The organism is Pseudomonas sp. 3MA1 (assembly GCF_029237275.1).
Classification (GTDB): Bacteria; Pseudomonadota; Gammaproteobacteria; order Pseudomonadales; family Pseudomonadaceae; genus Aquipseudomonas; species Aquipseudomonas fluorescens_AP.
On sequence record NZ_JAACFX010000001.1, the window covers coordinates 265814 to 289054 of the forward strand.

At 63.4% G+C, this 23241-nt stretch carries 21 protein-coding genes; 5 read left to right on the top strand and 16 right to left on the bottom strand.

The window, feature by feature from the left end:
• Window positions 1-123: 123 nt before the first annotated feature.
• Window positions 124-723: a short chain dehydrogenase gene (locus tag GWQ44_RS01270; RefSeq protein WP_016965683.1), complete on the bottom strand. Its 600-nt coding sequence runs from the start codon at window positions 721-723 to the stop codon at window positions 124-126.
• Between the two features lie 104 nt (window positions 724-827).
• On the opposite strand from GWQ44_RS01270, the gene GWQ44_RS01275 reads away from it, so the two are divergent.
• Complete coding sequence (locus GWQ44_RS01275; protein WP_275926475.1) at window positions 828-1736, top strand: LysR family transcriptional regulator; 909 nt, start codon at window positions 828-830, stop codon at window positions 1734-1736.
• Between the two features lie 71 nt (window positions 1737-1807).
• Here GWQ44_RS01275 and GWQ44_RS01280 read toward each other — a convergent pair whose 3' ends face one another.
• The 9 genes from GWQ44_RS01280 to GWQ44_RS01320 form a co-directional block, all read right to left on the bottom strand.
• Window positions 1808-2317, bottom strand: coding sequence for a DoxX family protein (locus tag GWQ44_RS01280; RefSeq protein WP_016967593.1), 510 nt, complete (start codon window positions 2315-2317; stop codon window positions 1808-1810).
• A gap of 2 nt (window positions 2318-2319) precedes the next feature.
• On the bottom strand, window positions 2320-3090 hold the full coding sequence (locus GWQ44_RS01285) for a DNA-binding domain-containing protein (RefSeq protein WP_016967592.1): 771 nt from the start codon (window positions 3088-3090) through the stop codon (window positions 2320-2322).
• A complete protein-coding gene (locus tag GWQ44_RS01290) occupies window positions 3087-3977 on the bottom strand; it encodes a DUF692 domain-containing protein (protein ID WP_047302205.1) in 891 nt (296 codons plus the stop codon). The genes GWQ44_RS01285 and GWQ44_RS01290 overlap by 4 nt, the downstream gene beginning before the upstream one ends.
• Window positions 3978-4002: 25 nt before the next feature.
• Window positions 4003-4305, bottom strand: a complete 303-nt coding sequence (locus GWQ44_RS01295) for a DUF2282 domain-containing protein (RefSeq protein WP_016967590.1) — start codon at window positions 4303-4305, stop codon at window positions 4003-4005.
• Window positions 4306-4460: 155 nt separating this feature from the next.
• Complete coding sequence (locus GWQ44_RS01300; RefSeq protein WP_016967589.1) at window positions 4461-5162, bottom strand: ABC transporter ATP-binding protein; 702 nt, start codon at window positions 5160-5162, stop codon at window positions 4461-4463.
• Complete coding sequence (gene livG, locus GWQ44_RS01305) at window positions 5163-5930, bottom strand: high-affinity branched-chain amino acid ABC transporter ATP-binding protein LivG (RefSeq protein WP_016967588.1); 768 nt, start codon at window positions 5928-5930, stop codon at window positions 5163-5165.
• Window positions 5927-7183, bottom strand: a complete 1257-nt coding sequence (locus GWQ44_RS01310; RefSeq protein WP_016967587.1) for a high-affinity branched-chain amino acid ABC transporter permease LivM — start codon at window positions 7181-7183, stop codon at window positions 5927-5929. Before GWQ44_RS01310 ends, livG begins: the two co-directional genes overlap by 4 nt.
• The gene (gene livH / locus GWQ44_RS01315) at window positions 7180-8103 is read right to left on the bottom strand and encodes a high-affinity branched-chain amino acid ABC transporter permease LivH (protein ID WP_011059641.1); all 924 of its coding nucleotides are present in this window, start codon (window positions 8101-8103) and stop codon (window positions 7180-7182) included. The genes GWQ44_RS01310 and livH overlap by 4 nt, the downstream gene beginning before the upstream one ends.
• Before the next feature lie 230 nt (window positions 8104-8333).
• Entirely contained in the window at window positions 8334-9461 is a 1128-nt protein-coding gene (locus GWQ44_RS01320; protein WP_103739570.1) for a branched-chain amino acid ABC transporter substrate-binding protein, read from the bottom strand.
• A 340-nt stretch (window positions 9462-9801) separates the two neighbouring features.
• Here GWQ44_RS01320 and GWQ44_RS01325 point away from each other — a divergent pair, with 340 nt between their 5' ends.
• Complete coding sequence (locus GWQ44_RS01325) at window positions 9802-10107, top strand: DUF2288 domain-containing protein (RefSeq protein WP_042941964.1); 306 nt, start codon at window positions 9802-9804, stop codon at window positions 10105-10107.
• Window positions 10108-10359: 252 nt separating this feature from the next.
• Here the strand turns inward: GWQ44_RS01325 and GWQ44_RS01330 are convergent, their stop codons facing one another.
• On the bottom strand, window positions 10360-12540 hold the full coding sequence (locus GWQ44_RS01330) for a hypothetical protein (RefSeq protein WP_047302211.1): 2181 nt from the start codon (window positions 12538-12540) through the stop codon (window positions 10360-10362).
• A 198-nt stretch (window positions 12541-12738) separates the two neighbouring features.
• On the opposite strand from GWQ44_RS01330, the gene GWQ44_RS01335 reads away from it, so the two are divergent.
• Window positions 12739-13635, top strand: coding sequence for an NAD(P)-dependent oxidoreductase (locus GWQ44_RS01335; RefSeq protein WP_275926476.1), 897 nt, complete (start codon window positions 12739-12741; stop codon window positions 13633-13635).
• On the opposite strand, the gene GWQ44_RS01340 is transcribed toward GWQ44_RS01335, so the two are convergent.
• On the bottom strand, window positions 13526-15790 hold the full coding sequence (locus tag GWQ44_RS01340) for an EAL domain-containing protein (protein WP_275926477.1): 2265 nt from the start codon (window positions 15788-15790) through the stop codon (window positions 13526-13528). The genes GWQ44_RS01335 and GWQ44_RS01340 overlap by 110 nt on opposite strands.
• Window positions 15791-15932: 142 nt before the next feature.
• Window positions 15933-16301, bottom strand: a complete 369-nt coding sequence (locus tag GWQ44_RS01345) for a YkgJ family cysteine cluster protein (RefSeq protein ID WP_047302217.1) — start codon at window positions 16299-16301, stop codon at window positions 15933-15935.
• A 325-nt stretch (window positions 16302-16626) separates the two neighbouring features.
• On the opposite strand from GWQ44_RS01345, the gene GWQ44_RS01350 reads away from it, so the two are divergent.
• Window positions 16627-17973 carry an MFS transporter gene (locus GWQ44_RS01350; RefSeq protein ID WP_275926478.1) on the top strand — a complete coding sequence of 449 codons (1347 nt, stop codon included), beginning with the start codon at window positions 16627-16629 and terminating at the stop codon, window positions 17971-17973.
• A 175-nt stretch (window positions 17974-18148) separates the two neighbouring features.
• Here the strand turns inward: GWQ44_RS01350 and rapA are convergent, their stop codons facing one another.
• Window positions 18149-20998 carry an RNA polymerase-associated protein RapA gene (rapA, locus tag GWQ44_RS01355; RefSeq protein ID WP_103739576.1) on the bottom strand — a complete coding sequence of 950 codons (2850 nt, stop codon included), beginning with the start codon at window positions 20996-20998 and terminating at the stop codon, window positions 18149-18151.
• Window positions 20999-21217: 219 nt separating this feature from the next.
• Between rapA and GWQ44_RS01360 the strand changes: the two genes are divergently transcribed.
• On the top strand, window positions 21218-21559 hold the full coding sequence (locus GWQ44_RS01360) for a hypothetical protein (protein WP_016962557.1): 342 nt from the start codon (window positions 21218-21220) through the stop codon (window positions 21557-21559).
• Here GWQ44_RS01360 and GWQ44_RS01365 read toward each other — a convergent pair.
• On the bottom strand, window positions 21556-22764 hold the full coding sequence (locus GWQ44_RS01365; protein WP_275926479.1) for an aminotransferase class V-fold PLP-dependent enzyme: 1209 nt from the start codon (window positions 22762-22764) through the stop codon (window positions 21556-21558). The genes GWQ44_RS01360 and GWQ44_RS01365 overlap by 4 nt on opposite strands.
• The gene (locus GWQ44_RS01370) at window positions 22761-23231 is read right to left on the bottom strand and encodes a RidA family protein (protein WP_275926480.1); all 471 of its coding nucleotides are present in this window, start codon (window positions 23229-23231) and stop codon (window positions 22761-22763) included. The genes GWQ44_RS01365 and GWQ44_RS01370 overlap by 4 nt, the downstream gene beginning before the upstream one ends.
• Between the last annotated feature and the right edge of the window lie 10 nt (window positions 23232-23241).

Here is a 23241-nt window from a genome sequence, read left to right on the forward strand (position 1 = left end):
CCCCGGACTGAACGCAGCAGCGCCATCAACCGTAGGAGCCGGCTTGCCGGCGAAGAGGCCCTGGAGTCTGGTGTGGTTCGGGAGGACGCCTTCGCTGGCAAGCCAGCTCCTACACAAGCCGAATCAGCCGACGCGGTAGGTCTGGCCGGTCTGCAGGCCTTCCACGCTCTTGGCGTAGGCCAGGGCCACGTCGGCCGCCGGCACCGGTTTGAAGCCACGAAAGTACGGGGCGTAGCTGTCCATGGCTTCCACCAGCACGTTGGGGCTGATCGAGTTGACCCGCAGGCCCCGCGGCAGTTCGATGGCGGCGGCGCGAACGAAGCTGTCGAGGGCGCCATTGACCAGCGCCGCCGAGGCCCCGCTGCGGATCGGGTCGTGGCTCAAGATGCCTGTGGTGAAGGTGAAGGAGGCGCCGTCGTTGGCGTACTCGCGGCCGATCAGCAGCAGGTTGACCTGGCCCATCAGCTTATCCTTGAGGCCCAGGCTGAAGTGCTCGGCGGTCATGTCCGCCAGGGGCGCGAAGGTCACGTTGCCGGCGGCGCAGACCAGCGCATCGAAGCGCCCGGTCTTCTCGAACAGGGCGCGAATCGACTGGGCATCACTGATGTCCACCTGAAAGTCGCCGCTGCTACGGCCAATCCGGATCACCTCGTGACGCTGGGACAGTTCCCGGTCAACCGCCGAACCAATGGTGCCGTTGGCACCGATCAAGAGAATCTTCATGGGCTGTTCCTCGAAAAGGGGGGAAGAGATTGCAGTCTAGAGTGGTTTTTTTCATGGATTAACGCGCTAATAGGCAACCTTTGGTTTTCAAATGGAAACAATCCATGAGCGAGATGGATGACCTGGCGGCGTTTGCCGTGCTGGTTGAGGCGGGCAGCTTTACCCTGGCGGCCCAGCGTCTGGGGTGCAGCAAGGGCCAGTTGTCCAAGCGCCTCAGCGCCCTGGAGGCGCGCTACGCCGTGGTGCTGTTGCAACGCACCACCCGGCGCCTGGACCTGACCGCCGCCGGCGCGGCCTTGCTGCCCCAGGCCCAGGCGCTGGTGGCTCAAGTCGAACGCGCGCATCAGGCCCTGGCGCGGCTCAAGGACGACATGGCCGGGCCGGTGCGCCTGACGGTGCCGGTGTCCCTGGGCGAAACCTTTTTCGACGGCCTGCTGCTGGAGTTCTCCCGGCACTACCCCCAGGTGCAGATCGAGCTGGACCTGAACAACAGCTACCGCGACCTGAACCGGGAAGGGTTTGACCTGGCCGTGCGTTCCGAGGTGGCCAGTGACCAGCGCCTGGTGGCCCGGCCGCTGCTGGCGTGGCATGAAATGACCTGCGCCAGCCCGGCCTATCTGGAGCAATACGGTGAGCCGCAGACCCCTGCGGAGCTGGCCGAGCATCGCTGCCTGCTCAACAGCCACTACAGCGGGCGCGAGGAATGGCTCTATCACCAGCGCCATGAGCTGCTGCGGGTGCGGGTTTCCGGGCCTTTTGCCAGCAATCACTACAACCTGCTGAAGAAGGCCGCCCTGGTAGGGGCGGGAGTCGCCCGGCTGCCGTCCTACGTGCTGCACAGCGAGTTGGCCGATGGCCGCTTGCGCTGGCTGTTGCGGGACTACCAGACCCGCAGCATGCCGATGTACCTGGTGCATCCCTATCAGGGCGGCCTGCCCAGGCGTACCCAGGTGCTGGCCAATTACCTGATGGACTGGTTCCGCCGCAGCGGCGAGGCGCTGGATCGTCTGTAGTCGCGGCCAATGGGTTGCGAACTTGAATCGGTTAAAGGGCCCACGGCCCTGTTCGCAGCCTGCGGCAGCGGCTACAGAGGGCGGTGTTGAAAATGCCGGGCCAGCAGGTGGTCGAGGGAAAACACGCCCGGGCCACGGGCCATCAACAGCAGCAGGATCGCCGCCCAGGTGCCGTGGGTCGGGTAGGCGTCGGGGTAGACGAAGAGCTGGATGGTCAGGGTCATCCCCAGCAGCGCCAGGGCGGAAAAGCGCGTGGCCAGTCCCAGCAGGATCAGTACCGGGAAAAAGTGTTCGGCGAAGGCCGCCAGGTGCGCCGCCACTTCCGGGCTCAGCAGGGGCACGTGGTACTCGCTCTGGAACAGGGGAATGGTGGAGTCCGCCAGGCGCGGCCAGCCCAGTTGGAAGGTGCCGCCGAACAGGTCGATGGCCAGCCCCTCGACTTTGGTCTGGCCGGATTTCCAGAACACCGCGGCGATGGAAAAACGCGCAATAAAGGCGATCAGGCTGTAGGGAATGCGCTCGAACCCTTGAATGATTTGAGTCAGCAATCCGCTAATGGGCGTTTTTGTCTGGGTGTTCATGGTCAAGCCTTCTGGTGAGGTTGCAGATCGATAAGGGCACCGTGGGCCAGCAGCAGGCCCAGGCACTGGCCCAGGTCGAAGCTGGCCTGGGCATCCAGGGCATAGGCCGCCGCGACTTCCAGCGGCCAGTGATTGCGCAGAGCGTCGATAAAGGTCATGGCGCCCAGGTCCACGGCAATCACCTCGACGTCCAAAGCGTTGCGCAGCACCAGGGCGTGCTGGCCCTGGTGCAGGTCGAACGCTGGCCAGGCGGCGTCGCTCTGGTGAGCGGCCCACAGGCTGACGACGGCGAACGCCGAGTGCAGGGTGCGCAGTGACGGATGCAGCCGCAGGCACAGCTGGCCGAGGCGATCGGGCTGGTTCATTGCCGCCAGCAACCGGGCCGGTGGCAGAGGTTCGGCGTCGGCGGCGTGATAAGCCTCGACCCGCAGCCGTTCCAGGCGCGCCATATCGGCCAGATAAGGCAGGGCCGCTGCCGGAGCGAAGCCCTGGATGAAGTCCGCCAGGTCCTGGCCGTAGTCGTTGAGCAACGGGCTGTGCGGGGGGAAATCCTGCACGTACAGACGGGCCATGGCGTTGAAGAATGTCTGTCCCACCAGTTGCGCCACCACCGGATAGGCCTCGGCGAGGGCGTTGATCAGCGAGCCTTGCACGTTGTTGCGATAGACCGCGAAGCGGCTGGCCGGATCGGCGCCGTTACTGCTGCAAAGCCCCGCCGGGCAGGTGGATTCGGCGCTCAGTAGCGCCTGGGCAAAACAGGCGTGGTTGCTCATGGCTGCACCTGCGCCTGGTGCAACAGCGCCTGTGCCTGAGCGGCCTCCCCCAGCAGGGTGGTCAGGCTCGGCACCTGATTGTCCCGTTCGATCAGGGTGGCCATGGGGCCGATCCGCTCCAGCACCTGCTGGTACAGGGCCCAGACTTCCCGGTCCACCGGGGCGCCGTGATCGTCGATCAACAGACGGTCGCCGAGGCTGTCCTGGTCTTCGGCGAACCCGGCCAGGTGAATCTCGCCCACCGCGTGCAGCGGCAGTGCCTGCAGATAGGCCTGGGGATCGCGCTGGTGGTTGATGCAGGAAACGTAGAGGTTGTTGACGTCCAGCAGCAGGCCGCAGCCGCTGCGCTGGATCACCTCGCGGATGAAGTCCGTCTCGTCCAGGGTCGAGCGTTGGAACTGCAGGTAGGTAGCGGGGTTTTCCAGCAGCATGGTGCGCCCCAGGTGATTCTGCAGTTGGTCGATGTGGTCGCAGACCCGCTGCAGGGTCGGTACATCGTAGGCCAGGGGCAGCAGGTCGTTGAGAAACACCGGGCCATGGCTTGACCAGGCCAGGTGTTCGGAAAAGGACTGGGGTTGATAGCGCTCGATCAAGACCGCCAGGCGCCGCAGGTGCTCGCTGTCCAGGGGGCCTTCGCCACCGATGGACAGGCCGACGCCGTGCAGCGACAGCGAATAGTCTGCGCGGATCAACCCCAGGTAATGATGGAAGGGCCCGCCCGCCACCATGTAGTTCTCGGCATGCACCTCGAAAAAGCCGATATCGGGCCGCTGTTCGAGGACGTCCTTGAAGTGTTCGCTCTTGAGCCCCAGGCCTGCGCGGGGCGGCAGGCTCGGGGCGCACGCCTGAATGTCGTGGCGGGTGTTGTGGATCAGGGCGCTGTTCATCTTCGACACTCAGGCTAATGCGGGATCAGGACTTGGCTTTGAAGGCTTCGAGCTGGCCGAAGCCGGTGGGCGAGGTGCTGCTGGCGGTTTTTTCGCAAGTGCCCTTGGGCACCAGTTTCCAGGCATTGGCCTGATCGTTGACCTTGGAGGTCCCGGCGCAGGTGGTGCCGGCGCCCGCGGCGCAATCGTTCTTGCCTTTCATGGCCACGCCGAAGCACTTCTCCATGTCGTCGGCGGCATGGGCAGTGGTGGACACCGCAGCGATGCTCAGGGCGGAGCCCAGGGCCAGGACCAGGGCGGTGGCGGACAGGGTGCGAGTGGTGCTCATGGTGTTTCTCCGGATCGGGGTGGGTTTAAGAAAGCGTGTGTGCTTGCTTATCCCTGTAGAGAAGGCACCTGGGGATTTGTTACAGCCCGGGGCGGAGTTTTTTATTGCGCCATGAAAAAACGGCCCCGAAGGGCCGTTTTCATTGACGCGAGTGCTTAGCCGCCCAGATAGGCTTCGCGCACCTTCGGATCGGTCAGCAGTGCCTCGCCGGTGCCTTGCATCACCACCCGGCCGTTTTCCAGCACGTAGGCGCGGTCGGCGATCTTCAGCGCCTGGTTGGCGTTCTGCTCCACCAGGAACACCGTCACGCCGTCGCGGCGCAGCTGTTCGATGATGTCGAAGATCTGCTGGATGATGATCGGCGCCAGGCCCAGGGACGGCTCGTCGAGCAGCAACAGCTTGGGCTTACTCATCAGCGCCCGACCGATGGCGAGCATCTGCTGTTCGCCGCCGGACATGGTGCCGCCGCGCTGGGTGAAGCGTTCCTTGAGCCGTGGGAACAACCCCAGGACCTTGTCCATCTGCTCCTGGTAATCGCCCTTGTCGGTGAAGAAACCGCCCATGGCGAGGTTTTCTTCCACGGTCAGGCGGGCGAATACCCGGCGGCCTTCGGGGACCACGGCAATGCTCTTGCGCATGATCTGCGCCGAGCTTTGCCCCACCAGCTCTTCACCCAGGTAGCGGATGCTGCCGCTGTGGGCCTGGGGCGAGCCGCAGAGGGTCATCAGCAGGGTGGATTTGCCGGCACCGTTGGCGCCGATCAGGGTGACGATTTCGCCCTGGCGGATCTCGACGTTGACGCTGTGCAACGCCTGGATCTTGCCGTAGAAGGTGGAAACGTTTTCGAACTGCAGCATTTACGCTTCCCCCAGGTAGGCTTTGATCACTTCGGGATTGTCGCGGATCTGTTCCGGCGTGCCGTCGGCCAGGGGCGTGCCCTGGTTGATCACCACGATATGGTCGGAAATGCTCATGACCAGCTTCATGTCGTGCTCGATCAGCAGCACGGTGACGTTGTGCTCCTCGCGCAGCACGCTGATCAGCGCTTTGAGGTCCTCGGTTTCCTTGGGGTTGAGGCCGGCGGCCGGCTCGTCGAGCATGAGGATCCGCGGACGGGTCATCATGCAGCGGGCGATTTCCAGGCGCCGTTGCTGACCGTAGGCCAGGGTCCCGGCGGGGCGGTTGGCGAACTCCCGAAGGTTGACCTTGTCCAGCCAGTAGCCGGCGTATTCCATGGCCTCGCGCTCGCTCTTGCGAAACGCCGGGGTCTTGAACAGACCGGCCAGGAAGTTGGTGTTCAGGTGCCGATGCTGGGCGATCAACAGGTTCTCGACCGCGGTCATGTCCTTGAACAGGCGCACGTTCTGGAAGGTCCGCACCACGCCCTTGCGAGCGATCTGATGGCCCGGCAGGCCTTCGATCGGCTCGCCGTCCAGGAGGATGCTGCCGGCGCTGGGCTGGTAGAAACCGGTGAGGCAGTTGAACACCGTGGTCTTGCCGGCGCCGTTCGGGCCGATCAGCGCCACCACTTGTTTTTCCTTGACGGTCAGGGCCACGCCATTGACCGCCAGCAGGCCGCCGAAACGCATCGACAGGCCGGTTACTTTGAGGATCTCGCGGCTCATTTGCGCAGCTCCATGTGAGGACGTTGCATGGGCAGCAGACCTTGAGGACGCCAGATCATCATCAGCACCATCATGGCGCCGAACATCAACATCCGGTATTCGCTGAATTCACGCATCAGTTCAGGCAAGAGGATCATCACGATCGCCGCCAGGATCACCCCCAGTTGCGAGCCCATGCCACCGAGCACGACGATGGCGAGAATGATCGCCGACTCGATGAAGGTGAAGGACTCCGGGGTCACCAGGCCTTGGCGCGCGGCGAAGAAGCTGCCGGCAAAACCGGCGAACGCGGCGCCCAGGGTGAAGGCCGAGAGCTTGATCACGGTGGGGTTCAGGCCCAGGGCGCGGCAGGCGATCTCGTCTTCACGCAAGGCTTCCCAGGCACGGCCAATCGGCATGCGCAGCAGGCGGTTGATGACGAACAGCGCGCCCAGCGCCAGCAGCAGGGCCACCAGGTAGAGGAAGATCACCTTGTTGATCGAGTTGTATTCCAGACCGAAGAACTCGTGGAAGGTCTGCAGGCCTTCCGCCGCCTTGCGTTCGAAGGTCAGGCCGAAGAAGGTCGGCTTCTCGATGTTGCTGATGCCGTTCGGGCCGCCGGTGAGATCGGTCATGTTGCGCAGCAACAGACGGATGATCTCGCCAAAGCCCAGGGTCACGATGGCCAGGTAGTCGCCGCGCAGGCGCAGCACCGGGAACCCCAGCAGGAAGCCGAAGGTGGCCGCCATCATCCCGGCGATCGGCAGGCAGATCCAGAAGCTCAGGCCGAAGTAGTGCGACAGCAGCGCGTAGCTGTAGGCGCCGACGGCGTAGAAGCCCACGTAGCCCAGGTCCAGCAGGCCGGCCAGACCCACCACGATGTTCAGGCCCAGGCCCAGCATCACGTAGATCAGGATCAGCGTGGCAATGTCCACCGCGCCGCGGGAGCCGAAGAACGGCCAGATCAGGGCGCCGAGGATCAACGCCAGGATGATCCAGCGCTGAGTGCTGGGCAGGGTCAGGAAGTTGCTGGCCTTGGCCGGGATCAGCGGCAGGCTGGGAGAAGACCTCCAGGCGGCGCTGATCTGGCTGTGGAACAGCACCCGCAGGAACATCAGCACCGAGCACACCGCGATGGTGGCGAGAATCGCCGGGCTGGTGTCGTGGACTTCCAGGTTGATGCCGACGATGGTCAGTTTCAGGCCCAGCACCGGGTAGGCGACGGCCCAGACCAACAGGGCGCTGAACAGCGCCGATTTAAGATTCCTAGTCATACTTTCTCAACCTCCGGACGGCCCAGAATGCCGGTCGGACGGAACAACAGCACCAGAACCAACAGGCCGAACGCCACGACGTCCTTGTACTGGTCGCCGAACACGTCGGCACCAAAGGCTTCGGCCACCCCCAGCACCAGCCCGCCGAGCATCGCGCCCGGAATGCTGCCGATGCCGCCCAAGACCGCTGCGGTGAAGGCCTTGAGGCCCACCAGGAAACCGGCGTTGGGGTTGATCACACCGTATTGCATGCTCAGCAGCACGGCGGCGATGGCGGCCAGTGCGGCGCCGATCACGAAGGTCAGGGCGATGATGTTGTTGGTATTGATCCCCAGGAGGTTGGCCATCTTGATGTCCTCGGCGCAGGCGCGGCAGGCGCGTCCCAGGCGAGAACGGGAGATGAACAGCGTCAGGCCGAGCATGGCGATGAGGGTCACCACGAATACCACGATCTGCATGTAGGAAATCAGCACTTCATGTGCGCCGCCTGGCCCGATGGAGAAGTTGCCCGGGATCAGGTTGGGAATGGATTTGTCCTTGGAGTCCTGCGCCAACAGAACGGTGTTCTGCAGGAAGATCGACATGCCGATGGCCGAAATCAGCGGAATCAAACGGTTGCTGCCACGCAAGGGGCGGTAGGCGATCCGTTCGATGCTGTAGCCGTAGGCACTGGTAACGACGATGCTCGCGATGAAGGCCGCGGTCATCAACAGCGGGACACTGTCGAGTCCCATCATGGCCAGCCCGGCGATGGCGATGAACGCCACGTAGGAGCCGATCATGTACACCTCGCCGTGGGCGAAGTTGATCATTCCAATGATGCCGTAGACCATCGTATAGCCGATGGCGATCAGGGCATACGTGCTGCCAACGGTCAGACCGTTAACCAGCTGTTGGAAAAAGTGATAGATGTCAGGCATTACAACGCTCCTAAAAACCTGATACGCATTTCACTGGTGGAGTCATTTTCCCGCCCAGGCCCCGTGGATCTGCACCCACTTCGGGCTGGGTTTTGCCAGCGAACCGCTGATGACGGTTTTGAGATTTTCAGGTGGGCGGGATTCCGGATCACGGAACACAGGCCCATACATTCGTAAAACAAAGCCCACGGCGAGCCGTGGGCTTTATTGGCAGTCAGTCAGGGCGCGCCTTACTGAGGAGAAACTTCGGTTTTAGGCTTGCCGAAGTGCCACTCGTAGACCACGAATTTGAAGTCTTTCAAGTCGCCCTTGGCGTCGAAGCTCAGGTCGCCAGTGGGGGTCTTGAAGGTGCCGGCGTGGATGGCTTCAGCCACCTTGGCCGAGTCTTCGCTCTTGGCGTTGGTGATGGCGCCAGCGATGACTTCAACGGCGGAGTAGGAAGGGAATACGAAAGGACCGCTCGGGTCTTCTTTCTTGGCCTTGAACGCGTCAGCCAGGGCGACGTTGGCCGGGTCCTGGTCGAAGGATTTCGGCAGGGTCACCAGCAGGCCTTCGGATGCGTCCTTGGCGATCTGCGAAATGGAGTCGTTACCCACGCCTTCCGGACCCATGAACTTGGCCTTCAGGCCCTTTTCCTGGGATTGACGCAGGATCAGGCCCAGCTCCGGGTGGTAGCCGCCGTAGTAGACGAAGTCGACGTTGGCTTGCTTGAGCTTGGCGATCAGCGAAGAGAAGTCCTTGTCGCCGGCGTTGATGCCTTCGAACACGGCAACCTTGGTGCCTTTCTTCTCCAGGGTCTGCTTCACGGCGGTGGCGATGCCTTCACCGTACTGCTGTTTGTCGTGGAGTACGGCGACGATCTTCGGCTTCACGTGGTCGGCGATGTAGTTGCCCGCGGCCGGGCCCTGGGCGCTGTCCAGGCCGATGGTGCGGAACACCATCTTGTAACCACGGGCGGTGATGTCCGGGCTGGTGGCGGCGGGGGTGATCATCACCACGCCTTCGTCTTCGTAGATGTCGGAAGCGGGTTGAGTGGAGCTGGAGCAGAGGTGGCCGACCACGAACTTGACGCCATCGTTGACCACTTTGTTGGCCACCGCCACGGCTTGTTTTGGATCACAGGCGTCGTCGTATTCAACGGCTTCGAGCTTCTTGCCGTTGACGCCGCCCTTGGCGTTGATCTGTTCGATGGCCATTTTGGCGCCACTGAACTGCATGTCGCCGTACTGGGCTACCGGGCCGGTCTTGGGGCCGGCGATACCGATCTTGATGGTGTCAGCTGCGAACGAATGGCTGGCAACACCGGCCAGGACCATAGCGGCAAACAGTTTGGAAATCTGCTTAGTAGCCTTATTCATAGTGCTCCACTCTTACTGTTGTAATTTTTATAGTTCCGGCGGCCTTGGGTCGCAGAACCGAATCAGATATATCGCGAATATCCGTCGGAAATGCCCCTGGCAACTGTACCGGTACAGTGTAGAGCGCCGGTTGTTCGCTTGAAAAGCTGGCGGCTGGGGGCAAAAACGCGGAGTGTCGCTTAATTGAAAGAAAAAGACAGATTTGCGGCGTGGCTTGCGCCCGGTTCGGCGTCAGTCCCTGGCGCTTCTGAGCTTCTCGATCGGTGACGCGTTTGCTTCTGGGTTTTTCTGCCAGAGCACCGACGTTATGATTGCGCCGATTTCATTTCTGGACAGTCCCATGACTCAAGAACCTAGCACCCTCTATGCCAAGCTGCTTGGTGAGACCGCATCTATCAGCTGGAAGGAACTGGAGCCGTTCTTTGCCAAGGGTGCCCTATTGTGGGTCGACGCCGACCTGGATCTGATCGAGGCGGCCCAGGCGGTGGCGCAGAACGAGGCGCAAAAAGTCGCGGCCTGGCTGGCCGAGGGGAAGGTTGAAAAGCTGTCTGCGACGCGGGCGTCCGATCTGTTGGAACGTGATCCGCAGCTGTGGGCGGTGGTGGTTTCGCCCTGGATTCTGACCCAGGAAAGAGCAGCGCGCTAACGGCGTGCGCCGATTTGGTGCGGCACTTTGTCGGACAAAAGTGTGTAGCCGAGTAACCGTGAATTCAGTGATGGCACCTTGCCGTGGAGAAAGGCCCCACAAGGTTTCCAGCCAGGGTGACGTTCACGGAAGGGGCACAGTTTCAAGCCCATCCGACGAGCTGTTTAATTGTTTCGCGGTGTGAGCCAATAACCCATTCGCCGGCAAGCTGGCCCTACGCCCTGTAGGAGCCGGCTTGCCGCGCAGGCCTTCTTAATAGGCGGTCTTGCCGGTGTGGCTGTTGAGGGAGATGACCCGGGTCTTGCCGATGCGGTGGCGGTAGATCTCGCGCAGGTACTTGATGGCCTTCTTCACGCAATCCCGGGACAGGCGGATGTCGTTGATCGAGACGAACTTGTCCTTGTCGTTGATCAGCTCGCGGTATTTCTTCTCGTACATCGGCTTGATCGCGTACCAGTTGGTGTCGAGGATCTTCGCCGGGTTCTCGAATTCGTTGAGCAGATCGTCGATGCGGTCTTCGTCGAAGTGCTCGCTGACGATGAAATCCAGAACCGAATTGTCCAGGGTGTCGTCGAAGCGGTACGGATTACGCGCAAAGCAACGCTTGATAAAGGCCACGATCAGGGTCAGGAAGTCGTCCGACAGGCACGGGCTCTTGGCGATCAGGGTGGTCAGCGAGAGGTTGGCCGAGGCACCGATCACCAGCGCGTAGCGCTTGAGGGTGGTGTTGGGGAACAGGCTGTTGAGGTGGGTCTTGAGCCGGTTCAGGTCCATGTACGACAGCTTGTAGTCCTTGGGCAGGGAGACGATCGACACCACCGACGAGCAGTTCTTGAAGAAGTGCAGGTCGTGCAGCGCCGCCGCGTCATAACCCGAGGCCTTGTACTGCTCCAGGGCCGCGCGATAGCGCTTGGACTCGATCGGCAGCAGGCTGATGCCCTCGATGGCCTGGGTCACCTTGTTGAAGTGCGGCAGGTCGATGGAGCGGAAGAACAGGTCGTCGATGTTCAGGCGCTGCGGCTCTTTCTCGAACACCTTGAACTTGTCGCCGGTGGGCACCGGCTGCTCCGGTACCACGGATTCGGCGTAGGCGATCGCCACCGGGCCGGCCAGGCTCATGAACAGGTCGTTGGCGTCCAGGCGGATGGTCTCGCCGATGTCGATGCCGGCACGCCGGAAGTAGTTCTGGTCGTAGTCGGTGGTCACCGCCTGGGCGGTGAGGATGTTGAAGATCTGCTGGGAGATGTACTGGTTGGCGTGCTTCTCCATGGCGTTGACGTCGATGTTCTGGATGTTGCCGTCATCGCTTTCTTCGGCGTAACGCATGATGTCGTTGGAGATCAGCATCATCGCGTTCCACGGACGGATCCGCCCCATGACGCTGGCTTCGCTGCTGTCTTCATTGTCGAAGTTGTAGGAGAAGTCCCACTCTTCCGAAAGGTATTTGCACAGCAGGCGGCCGGCGTTGATGTGTAGCGCCTCGGACATTTCGCTGCGATGGTCCGAGATGTTCGGCAGTACGCAGATGCCGCTGGTGAAGATCGGCTCGAAGACGAAGGAGTGCCCGCTCTTGCTGTCGTGCTCGTCCATCGGCTTGGTGTCGAAGGTCTTGTTCATGTACGAGTACTGCTGGGCCAGGCCAAACTCCGAGGCCATGCCCGAACCGGTACCGCCGCCGGCGCTGAAGATCGAGAAGTACAGGCGCGACTGGTTGGCCTTGATCCCGCAGGAATCGATCAGGTACGAGTGGATCATTTTCCAGTCAGGGCTGGAGAAACGCTGGGTGTCCTTGTTGAGGATGATCTTGGCCAGGTACTGGCCGAGGATCGGTGCGTTACCGGCGCCACCGGCGTGGACTTCCGAGAGGTCCATGATCTTCATCTTGCTGTAGTCGCGGATGAAGCCGCTCTTCTCGCCCTTGCGCGAGAAGCGGATGCGCCCGGCGATGTCCTTGTCCAGGTCGCCGAGCATCACCAGCGGTTCCACCAGGAACACCGGCTTGCTGGCCTTGCTCTGGCCCAGGCGCAGGTTCTGGCGGATCCACTGCGCGGGGCTGTAGCCGCCTTCGTAGGCCTTGTCTTCGTTATTGAATTCGTTGAGGTAGAACTTGCGGGCGTTGTACACCAGCTCCGCCACGTCCAGGGCGATGTTGGAGCCGCAGCGGCCCAGGCCGATCAGGCACACCGAGGGGAATTCCTGGTCGCGGCGGTTTTCCTGCTCATCTTCCAGGTGCGGTGGGCGCGGGAACACCGAATCGCGCAGGCCGTCGAGGTTGTCGAGGATGCGATCGGTATTGGTTTCGGTGAAATACAGGTACTGCTGGGTCGACAGGGGGCGTGAACTGGACAATGGCTTCGTATCTGAGGGGCTTGATGTGGGGGAGGTCAGCGTCATCTCGGAGACTGCGTTGGCAGGATTGTTTTTAGAAGTCATTGTGCGCCATATGCCTGGTCTGGTTGGCTCGGGGACGAGGTGTCAGCGAGCCATCACGGAATGGGACCTCGTCGCTGCGTGGAGCGCGAATTTTGCCCAAGGCGTCAGGGTATTTACTGAGCGTCGCTCGGGGGAATCCTTTCCTGAATCATGATGAATCGGCCAGTATTCGACGATCTTTAATCAAATGGGGGCAATATGATGTCAGCGTTACCTTCACTCGGGTTTGCCGGGATCGGCCTGATGGGGCTGCCCATGTGCCGCCGCCTGCTGGCGGCGGGCTATCCGCTGACGGTATGGAACCGCAATCCGCAGAAATGCGCGCCCCTGGTGGCCGCCGGGGCGCGACAAGTGGCCACACCCGCGCAACTGTGCGAACACGCCGATCTGGTGCTGTTGTGCCTGGCCAATACCGAGGTGGTGCGCGAGGTGGTGTTTGGCGTCGATGGCGTCGCCCAGGGCGCCCGGGCCGGGCAACTGCTGCTGGACCTGTCCAGCCTGGAGCCCAGCGCCACCCGGGACATGGCCGCGGCCCTGGCTCGCGACACCGGCATGGCCTGGGTCGACGCCCCGGTTTCCGGCGGTACCCCGGGCGCCGAGTCCGGCAGCCTGGCGATCATGGTCGGCGGCGCGCCGGCAGATGTTGAGCGGGTACGCCCGGTGTTGCTGGCATTGGGGCAGCGGGTTACGCACATGGGCGCGGTGGGCGCCGGTCAGGTGACCAAGGCCTGCAACCAGATGATCGTCGCCTGCAACGCCCTGGTGATCGCCGAAGTGGTGGCCCTGGCCGAGCGTTCGGGCGTGGATGCCAGACTCATCGCGGAGGCCCTGGTCGGTGGCTTTGCCGACTCGAAACCCTTGCAGATTCTCGCTCCGCAAATGGCCGAGAGCCGTTTTGAGCCGGTGAAGTGGCATGTGCGGACCTTGCTCAAGGACCTGGATGGCGCGGTGAAGTTGTCCCGGGAACAGGGTTCGGCGACCCCCATCAGCGGATTAGCTGCACAGTTGATGCGCCTGCATGGAGCACAGGGCTACCTGGAGCAGGATCCGGCGACCCTGATCCGCCTGTACCGGGATCCGGCAGCGGTGGATTGAGCCGGTCCAGTTCATCCAGCACCCGGTGCAGATCCGCCAGCGGCACCGGGCGGCTGAGCAGATAGCCCTGCAGGTAGTCGCAGCCGTAGCATTCCAGGAAACGCTGTTGCTCCAGGGTCTCGACCCCCTCGGTGACCACCTGCAGGTGCAGGGTGTGGGCCATCACGATGATCGCCTGCACGATCTCCATGTCTTGGGTTGAATGGGGGATGTCCTGAATGAACGAGCGATCGATCTTCAGGGTGTTGAGCGGCAGGCGCTTGAGGTAGGCCAGGGACGAATAGCCCGTGCCGAAGTCGTCGATCGACAGCGATACACCCAGGTCGCGGATCTGCTGGAGCAGCGCCAGGGTGCTGGCGATGTTGCCCATCAGGGCGTTTTCCGTGACCTCCAGCTCCAGGCGCTGCGGCGCCACCCGGGCATCGCGCAGGGCGCTTTCGATTTCCGTGGCCAGGGCCTCGCGCGTCAGGTTCAGGGCCGAGCAGTTGACCGCGATCTTCAGCTCGCCGCGCCCCTGTTGCGAGAGCTGGCTCAGGTCCTGGCAGGCCTTGCGCAGCACCCAGTTGTCCAGTTCGGCGATCATGCCGTTGGCTTCGGCGATGTTGATGAAGCGATCCGGGGTCAGCAGCCCGTGCTCCGGGTGTTGCCAGCGGATCAGGGCTTCGAGCTTGGTGACCCTGGCGCGCTTGAGGTCGTAGATCGGCTGGTAGTACAGCTGCAGCCCTTGATCATCGCGCAGGGCGTTGCGCAGTTCCTCTTCCAGCTGCAGCTCCAGGGTGGCCCGGGTCTTGAGGCTGGTGTTGAAGAAGTGCAGGGTATTGCGCCCGGAGTCTTTGGATTGATAGAGCGCCAGGTCGGCGTTTTTCAGCAGCTCCTCGCAGGTCTTGCCGTCATCGGGGAAGACGCTGATGCCGATGCTGGTGGTCATGACCATGCGCCGGCCGCCGAGCTCGATCGGCTCCTTCATCTTGTGCATGATGCGCTGGGCCATGTGCCGCGCCTCATCGCGCTCATTCAGACTGATGAGAATGCAGAACTCGTCGCCGCCGAGGCGGGCTACCACGTCTTCATGGCTGCGGGTGGAACTCTTGATATGCCCGGCGATGACCTTGAGCAACTCGTCGCCGGCGTCGTGGCCCAGGCTGTCGTTGATGCGCTTGAAATGGTCGATGTCGAGGAACATCACCGCCAGCATGCCGCCGTATCGGGTCTTCTCCATGAGTCTTTCCGCAAACAGCTGGTTGAAGCCGCGGCGGTTGATCAGGTTGGTCAGGGCGTCGTAGTGGGCCACCTGCTGCAGGGACATCCGCGCCTGGTCCAGTTGCGAGAGCAAGGCGTTGACCCGGCGCAGGTCGCGTTCCTTGTGCTGCAGTTTCTTGTCCGCCAGGGCCGCGCTGATGCCGCTGCCGATGATCAGCAGGATGATCACGCTGAGGGTCAGGCCCAGTTGCAGGTGCTCGTTGGGAGTCGCCGTGACCACCGGGCTGCCGGCGGGCAACACCAGGGTCATGGACCACATGCCGGTGAAGTGCATCAGCACGATGCCGCCGCCCAGCAACAGGCTGCTGGCGTACTTGAGCAGTTGATGGAACATCCCGCTGCCCTCGCGCAGGTGCCGGGACAGCAGCAGCGCCGCCAGGCTGCAGGCGATCGCCAGCAGCAGCGACAGGCCCATGAGCAGCGGCTGGTAATACAGGCTGGCGCTGGAGCGCATGGCCGAGACGCCGACGTAGTGCATGCCGCTGATGCCCAGGCCGATCCAGATCGCGGCAATGGCGCAGCGCCACAATGGCAACTGCTTATGGCTCAAGGTGTTTATCGCCAGCCAGGCGGCAATCAGGGCGATGAGCAGGGACAGCAGGGTCGCTGGCAGGGCGTAGTGAATCTTCAGCGGCGCTTCGAACGCCAGCATGCCGATGAAGTGCATGCTCCAGATACCGCCGGCCAGGCAGCAGGCGCCGACCCAGCGCCACAGGCGTTGACTGGAAGGTTGCTCGACGTGACTGACGCGTTCGGCCATGTCCAGGGTCGCGAAGCTGGCGGCGCAGGCCACCAGGTAGGCCAATAGCACCAGGACCGGGTTATGAGTGCAGTGCAGGATCACCTGCCCACTGTCTGGAAGCTCGCTGATGAAATGCAGACCCAGCCAGTCCATAGCATGCCCATCTCGGAGTCATAGGATGTCGGCGGACCCGCGCGCCAACGAGTGCTTGGAGTATAGAAGGCACCCGGTGGCTGCAATGGGAGGTGGCATGTGGGTGCCAATGATTTGCTTATGGTCGCTATCGCCAATGGTGCTAAGCGCTTTTCTCGAACCAGGGTTCGTGATCGATGGGGTCCAGTGGCGCGAGGCCGAAGGCCGCGCGAGCAGCGTCGCAATCACTGTTGTGCTGGCCGTCGGCCCAGGACGCTTCGAACTCCCGGCACGGGCTGGAGCGCTGTTCATAAATTGAACAGCTCACACGCTGGCCGACCTCGCCTTCAAGGGCGATGCAGCGCGGCGACTTGCAGTCGGTGCCGAGCATGGCCACCCGCGTGGGATTGATGCTCTGCACCAGATCATCGGGGACCGTGCCACCGGATGAGGCGCATTCGCCCCAGAAAAAAGACACACGAAAGTATGAACAGCAGGCACCGCAATTCAGACACGGACTGGCTTCGGACATGGGCGTATTCAAAGGGAAAGGGAAGGGTAAGGGGGGCAGGCAGGCGGCTATTCTAGGCTTCCCAACGGCCATGGGAAGGGGGGGCACGAGGTATTTTTTCAGCCTCGGCCAAACCCTTGAAAAGACTGGGAAACGCCCGGGTAACGGGGGCTGTGGCGGATTTGCCGATGCCGGGGGCGGCGCCTTGGGGCCGGGCCCGGACGCCTGGCTGCGATGGGTCCATATCAGGCTGGCGAATGATCACAGACAGTTGCACCGGGCCTGACTAGATTGCAGCTTCCAGGCTCGCTTGTGTCTGGCCGAATAACAATAAAGAGATCGACTCATGGATAACTCGACTCAAGCGGCAAATGCCTGGCGCATTCTGTTCCTGTTGTTTTTGGCAAACCTGTTCAACTTCTTCGATCGCACCATTCCCGCCATCATCATCGAGCCGATCCGCATGGAATGGCACTTGAGCGATTTTCAGCTGGGGATCATCGGCACCGCCTTCACCCTCGTCTACGCCATCGCCGGCTTGCCCCTGGGGCGCCTGGCCGACACCGGCTCGCGCAGCAAACTGATGGGCTGGGGGCTGGCGGTGTGGAGCGGACTCACCGCAGTGAACGGCATGGTCGGCAGTTTCTGGAGCTTCCTGCTGGTGCGCATGGGGGTCGGCATCGGCGAAGCCAGCTATGCGCCGGCGGCCAACTCGCTGATTGGCGATCTGTTTCCGGCCCATCGCCGGGCTCGGGCCATGGGGATCTTCATGCTCGGCCTGCCCCTGGGGCTGGTGCTGGCGTTCTTCACCATCGGAGCCATGGTCAAGGCCTTCGACAGCTGGCGAGCGCCGTTCTTCATTGCCGCGGTGCCGGGGCTGGTGCTGGCGGTGTTCATGTTCTTCATCAAGGAGCCCAAGCGCGGCGCCGCGGAAACGGTGAAGGTGGCGCAAGTACCCATCGACCGACCGATCCGCCGGGTGCTGGCGATTCCGACCTTTCTCTGGCTGACCCTGGCCGGGCTGACCTTCAACTTCGCCACCTACGCCTGCAACTCGTTCCTGGTGCCGATGCTCCAGCGTTACTTCCTCATGCCCTTGCAGGAGGCGGCGATGGCCACTGGGCTGATTGTCGGGGTCACTGGGCTGGTGGGGCTGACCCTGGGCGGCTGGTTCGCCGACAAGATCCATCAGCGGGTTGCCAATGGCCGCCTGCTGTTCGCCGCCTGCAGCCTGATCATCTCGACCCTGGCCACCGCCTGGGCGCTGCATGCCGGGCGCGTCGAGATCGGGGTGTTTGTCGCGGTGTTCAGTATCGGCTGGCTGTTTGCCTACAACTTCTACACCTGCGTCTACACCGCCCTGCAGGATGTGGTCGAACCGCGCTTGCGGGCCACCGCCATGGCCCTGTTCTTCGCCGGCCTGTACTTGCTGGGCGGCGGCCTGGGACCGGTGGTGGTCGGCGCGCTATCGGACCATTTCGCCCACTCGGCGATGTACGCCGCAGGCGCGCAACTGATGACCGAGGAGTTCAAGGCCATCGGCCTGCACGACGCCATGTACCTGATTCCGGTGGCGCTGTTCCTGACCCTGCTGTTTCTGTTTCAGGCCGCCCGTTGCTTTGTCGATGACTCCCAGCGCATGAAAGACGGTTTGGCCCTGGCTGCGCCAGGGGCGGGTGCGCTGGCGGTCTGAGCGGGCGTGGCGCGCCGTCCGTAGGAGCCGGCTTGCCGGCGAAGCGGGCGAAAGAGTTGGAGGTTGGGGTGTTGCTGCGAGGGCGCTTTCGCGGGCAAGCCCGCTCCTACAGGTGGCCGGTCACAAAAAGGCCCGCACGATGCGGGCCTTTTGTCGAGCGAGTGGAGCCGGGCAATCAGCCCGCCACCAGCACCCGGATCGCTTCCAGACGCAGGGCGGCTTTATCCAGCATCGCCAGACCCTGTTCCCGTTGCTTGCGCAAGGCCACCAGCTCGCTGTCACGCACGGTCGGGTTGACCGCTTGCAAGGCGGTCAGGCGCGCCAGTTCTTCATCGGTATCGGCGGCCAGGCGACGTTTCGCTTCAGCCACACGCTCGGCGTGGCGTGGCGCAACCTTGGCTTCACCGGCGTTGATCTTCGGCGCCAGCTGGTCGCGCTGGGCCTGGATGAACTTGTTGGCGCTGGCCTTGGGCACGCTTTCTAGCTGGTCGTTGAGGGTTTCGAAGGCCACCCGTGGCGACAGGTCGTTGCCGTTGGCATCCAGCAGGCAGCGCAGGGCGGCCGGCGGCAGGTAGCGACCCAGTTGCAACGAGCGTGGAGCGACCACCTCGCTGACGTACAGCAGCTCAAGCAGCACGGTGCCGGGTTTGAGCGCCTTGTTCTTGATCAGCGCCACGGCGGTGTTGCCCATGGAGCCGGACAGCACCAGGTCCATGCCGCCCTGGACCATCGGGTGCTCCCAGGTGATGAACTGCATGTCCTCGCGGGACAGCGCCTGGTTGCGGTCGTAGGTGATGGTCACGCCTTCGTCGTCGCCCAGGGGGAAGCTGGCATCGAGCATCTTCTCGCTGGGCTTGAGGATCAGGGCGTTTTCCGAGTGGTCTTCGCTGTCGATGCCGAAGGCGTCGAACAGGGTTTCCATGTAGATCGGCAGGGCGAACTGGTCGTCCTGCTCAAGGATCGCTTCCACCAGCGCGTCGCCTTCGCCGGCGCCGCCGGAGTTGAGTTCCAGCAGGCGGTCGCGGCCGGTGTGCAGCTCGGCTTCCAGGCGTTCACGCTCGCCACGGGCTTCGTCGATCAGCGCTTGCCATTCGCCGTCGTCGGCGTTTTCCAGCAGCGGCAGCAGGCGCGGGCCAAACTGGTGCTGCAAGGCGTTGCCGGTCGGGCAGGTGTTGAGGAAGGCGTTCAGGGCTTCGTGGTACCACTGGAACAGGCGCTCTTGCGGGCTGGTTTCCAGGTACGGCACGTGCAGTTCGATCACGTGTTTCTGGCCGATCCGGTCGAGACGGCCGATCCGCTGCTCCAGCAGGTCCGGGTGCGACGGCAGATCGAACAGCACCAGGTGGTGGGCGAACTGGAAGTTGCGGCCTTCACTGCCGATTTCCGAGCAGATCAGCACCTGGGCGCCGAATTCTTCGTCGGCGAAGTAGGCGGCGGCGCGGTCGCGTTCGAGGATGTTCATGCCCTCATGGAACACCGTGGCCGGGATCCCGGAACGCACGCGCAGGGCGTCTTCCAGGTCCATGGCGGTTTCCGCGTGAGCGCAGATCACCAGGACCTTGGTGCGCTTGAGCATCTTCAACTGGTCGATCAGCCACTCGACCCGTGGGTCGAACTTCCACCAGCGCTGTTCTTCGTCGCTGGCCTCAGGCTGGGCCTGGAAGCTGACTTCCGGGTACAGCTCGGCGTGTTCGCCCAGGGGCAGTTCCAGGTATTCGTCCGGGCACGGCAACGGGTAGGCGTGCAGCTTGCGCTCCGGGAAGCCCTGCACCGCGGCGCGGGTGTTGCGGAACAGCACGCGGCCGGTGCCGTGGCGGTCCAGCAGCTCGCGCACCAGGCGTGCGCTGGCTTCGCTGTCGCCGTCGTTGACCGCGGCCAGCAGGGCTTCGCCTTCATTGCCGAGGAAGCCGTGGATGGTCTGGTGCGCTTCGGCGGACAGGCGGCCTTTATCCAGCAGCTCCTGCACGGCTTCGGCCACCGGGCGGTAGTTTTCGCTCTCGGCGCGGAAGGCCGCGAGGTCGTGGAAACGGTTCGGGTCCAGCAGGCGCAAGCGGGCGAAGTGGCTGTCCTGGCCCAGTTGTTCCGGGGTCGCGGTCAGCAGCAGCACGCCAGGGATGGTTTCGGCCAGCTGTTCCACCAGGGCGTATTCCGGGCTGACCTGATCTTCGTGCCACACCAGGTGGTGGGCTTCGTCGACGACCATCAGGTCCCAACCGGCGGCGAACAGCGCGTCCTGGGCCTTTTCGTCGTCCACCAGCCATTCCAGGGCCACCAGGGCCAGCTGGGTGTCTTCGAACGGGTTGCTGGCATCGCTTTCGATAAAGCGCTCTTCGTCGAACAGTGCCACTTGCAGGTTGAAGCGCCGGCGCATTTCCACCAGCCACTGGTGCTGGAGGTTTTCCGGAACCAGGATCAGCACCCGGCTGGCACGGCCCGAGAGCAGTTGGCGATGGATCACCAGGCCGGCTTCGATGGTCTTGCCCAGGCCCACTTCGTCCGCCAGCAGAACCCGCGGCGCGATGCGGTCGGCGACTTCACGGGCAATGTGCAACTGGTGGGCGATGGGTTGGGCGCGCACGCCACCCAGGCCCCAGAGCGAGGATTGCAGCTGGCGGCTGGTGTGTTCCAGGGTGTGGTAGCGCAGGGAGAACCAGGCCAGCGGGTCGATCTGCCCGGCGAACAGACGGTCGCTGGCCAGACGGAACTGAATGAAGTTCGACAGTTGGGTTTCCGGCAGGGTGACGGCTTCGTTCTGCCCGTTGAGGCCGTGGTAGACCAGCAGGCCATCGACGTCGTCGACTTCCTGAACGGTCATTTTCCAGCCTTCGAAGTGGGTGATGCTGTCCCCTGGAGAGAACCTCACGCGAGTGAGGGGCGCATTCCGTAGCGCATACTGGCGGGTGTCGCCAGTGGCCGGATAGAGCACGGTCAGCAAGCGACCGTCCTGTGCCAGAACGGTGCCTAAACCCAGCTCGGCTTCGCTGTCACTAATCCAGCGTTGCCCCGGTTGATACTGCTGCGCCATGCTGCCTGACTCCCGCTTTGAAAAAGCCGACTATCTTAACGGAACGACGCTTCCAGTCCAAAGAACTCTGATAAAAACCCCTGGATTAAAAGGTAGCGTACAGCGTGCGTTCGTCGGGGCGCCGGGCACTATTGGCTGACGACTGGGTCACAGTTTTGCGACCGATGGCTCAAGTCGCCCATGCCGCAGCCGACAGCCTGCCGACAGGAGACCAATAACATGCTGCCACCGATGCTCCCCTTGAGTGCCGTGCCCATCACCTCCCAGCAGGATCCGGTCCGGCAGCGTCCGGACATTCCGCCGGTGGTGCCGGTGCAGGAAAGCTCCAATGAAAGCACCATCGACCTGCAAAAGCGCGACGCCGAGCAGTCGGCCCTGCTCTTGCGCGAAGAGCAGCAGCGCCAGCAGGAAAAACAGCGGCGCAAGCGTGAGGCCGATGATGATCCCGAGCAGCACCTGGCCGTGCCGGGGGACGAGTTGAACGCCGACAACACCGTGCCGGTGGCACCGCTGATCGAAGATGCCCCGCGCCAGGGCTTGTGGGTGGACGTGCAGGTCTAGCCTGTAGGGCCGCGTCCGGCCAGTTCCGTCAGCGCCTCCAGCAGGCGCTGGATTTCCGCTTCGGTATTCAAGTGGCTCAAGGCGATCCGGGCAATCTGGGTTAGGGCCCGGGCCTGCATGTCCAGCGGGGTGTAGGCCACACCGTTGGCGCCGATAGTGATGCCCCTGCGAGCCAACGCTTCCTTTAACGCAAAACAGTCCCAGCCCTTGAGGGTGAAGGCAATCAGGCCTGACTGCTGCCCGGCGACGCCTAGGTCATGGCGCTGCAGGCCGGGCAGGCGGTCGAGCTCCCGGCGCAGCCTGTCGCTCAGGGTCCGGATTCGCTGGTGAATGGCTTCGATGCCGATGCCGTTGAGTTCCTCCAGGGCATTGGCCAGCCCCGCCAACAGCACCAGCGAAACTTCGCTGGTTTCAAAGCGCCGCGCATCGTCTCGCAAGCTGAAGCCCTGGCCGTTCCAGGGGGCTGACAAGACATCCCGCGGCAACGGCTGCAACTGTTTCAGGAAACCCGGCCTGACGTAGAGCAGGGCCGTGCCTCGTGGCCCGCGCAGGTATTTGCGTCCTGCGCCTTTGAGCACGTCGCAGCCCAGCGCCTGTACATCGCAGGGCAGTTGCCCCAGGGCCTGGCCGGCGTCGATGAAATAGGGAATGCGCCAATTTCGCGCCAGTTGGCCGACGGCGGCGGCCGGATTGATCAAGCCGCCGTTGGCCGGCAGCCAGGTCAGGGCGATCAGGCGCACGCGGGAGTCGAGCATGGATTCCAGGGCCTGCACCGAAACCGCGCCATGGCGGTCGCAGGGGATGACTTCCAGCTGGGCGCCAGCGCTTGCGGCCTGGGCCAGGCAGGCCAGGTTGCCACCCCATTCGTGGCGTCCCAGCAGAATCCGGTCGCCCGCTTGCCACGACGGCAGGGCGCTGAAGGCCATGCCCCAGGCTGCCGAGCCGCTGCTGGCAAAGGCGATTGCGGCGGGACTGGTATTGAGCAGCCGGGCCGCGGCCTCACGGGCCTGTTCCTGCAACTGTGCGCCAGTGATGGCGGCCTCCATCGGCCCTTGGTTGGCTTCCCGTTGCAGTTGCCCGAGCATGGCGTCCAGGGTGCCCTGGCTGGGCAATGAAGCCCCCGCGTGGTTGAAGTGACAGACCTGGGCGCAGCCGGGTGTGGCAAGGCGCAGACGGGCGAGGTGCGCTGGGTCCAGGGGGCTCATGGCTTGAGTTCGAAGATCGCGTCGACCTCCACGGCGACCCCGGCGGGCAGGCTGGCCACCCCCACCGCGGTGCGTGCATGCCGGCCTTTCTCGCCCAGGGCGTTGACCAGCAGGTTGGAGGCGCCATTGGCCACGATGCCATGGCTCTGGAAATCGGCGCTGGCGGCAATGAATACCCCGAGCCGGCTGATGCGCTGCAGCCGCGACAGGTCGTCGTCCAGGGCCGCGCTCAACTGGGCCAGCAAGGCCAGGGCCGCGAGCTCGGCGGCCTGGGTGCCTTGCTCCACCGTCAGGCTCTCGCCGAGACGGCCCTGCAGGGTCGGTTGGCCCTGGAGCAAGGGAATCTGTCCGGAGATGAACAGCAGGTTCTGGCTGCGTACATGGTTGACGTAGTTGGCGATCGGCTGGCTGGGGGCGGGCAGTTCAAGCCCCAGTTGCTGTACGCGGTGTTTCAGGGAGTCGCTCATGGGAAGTCCT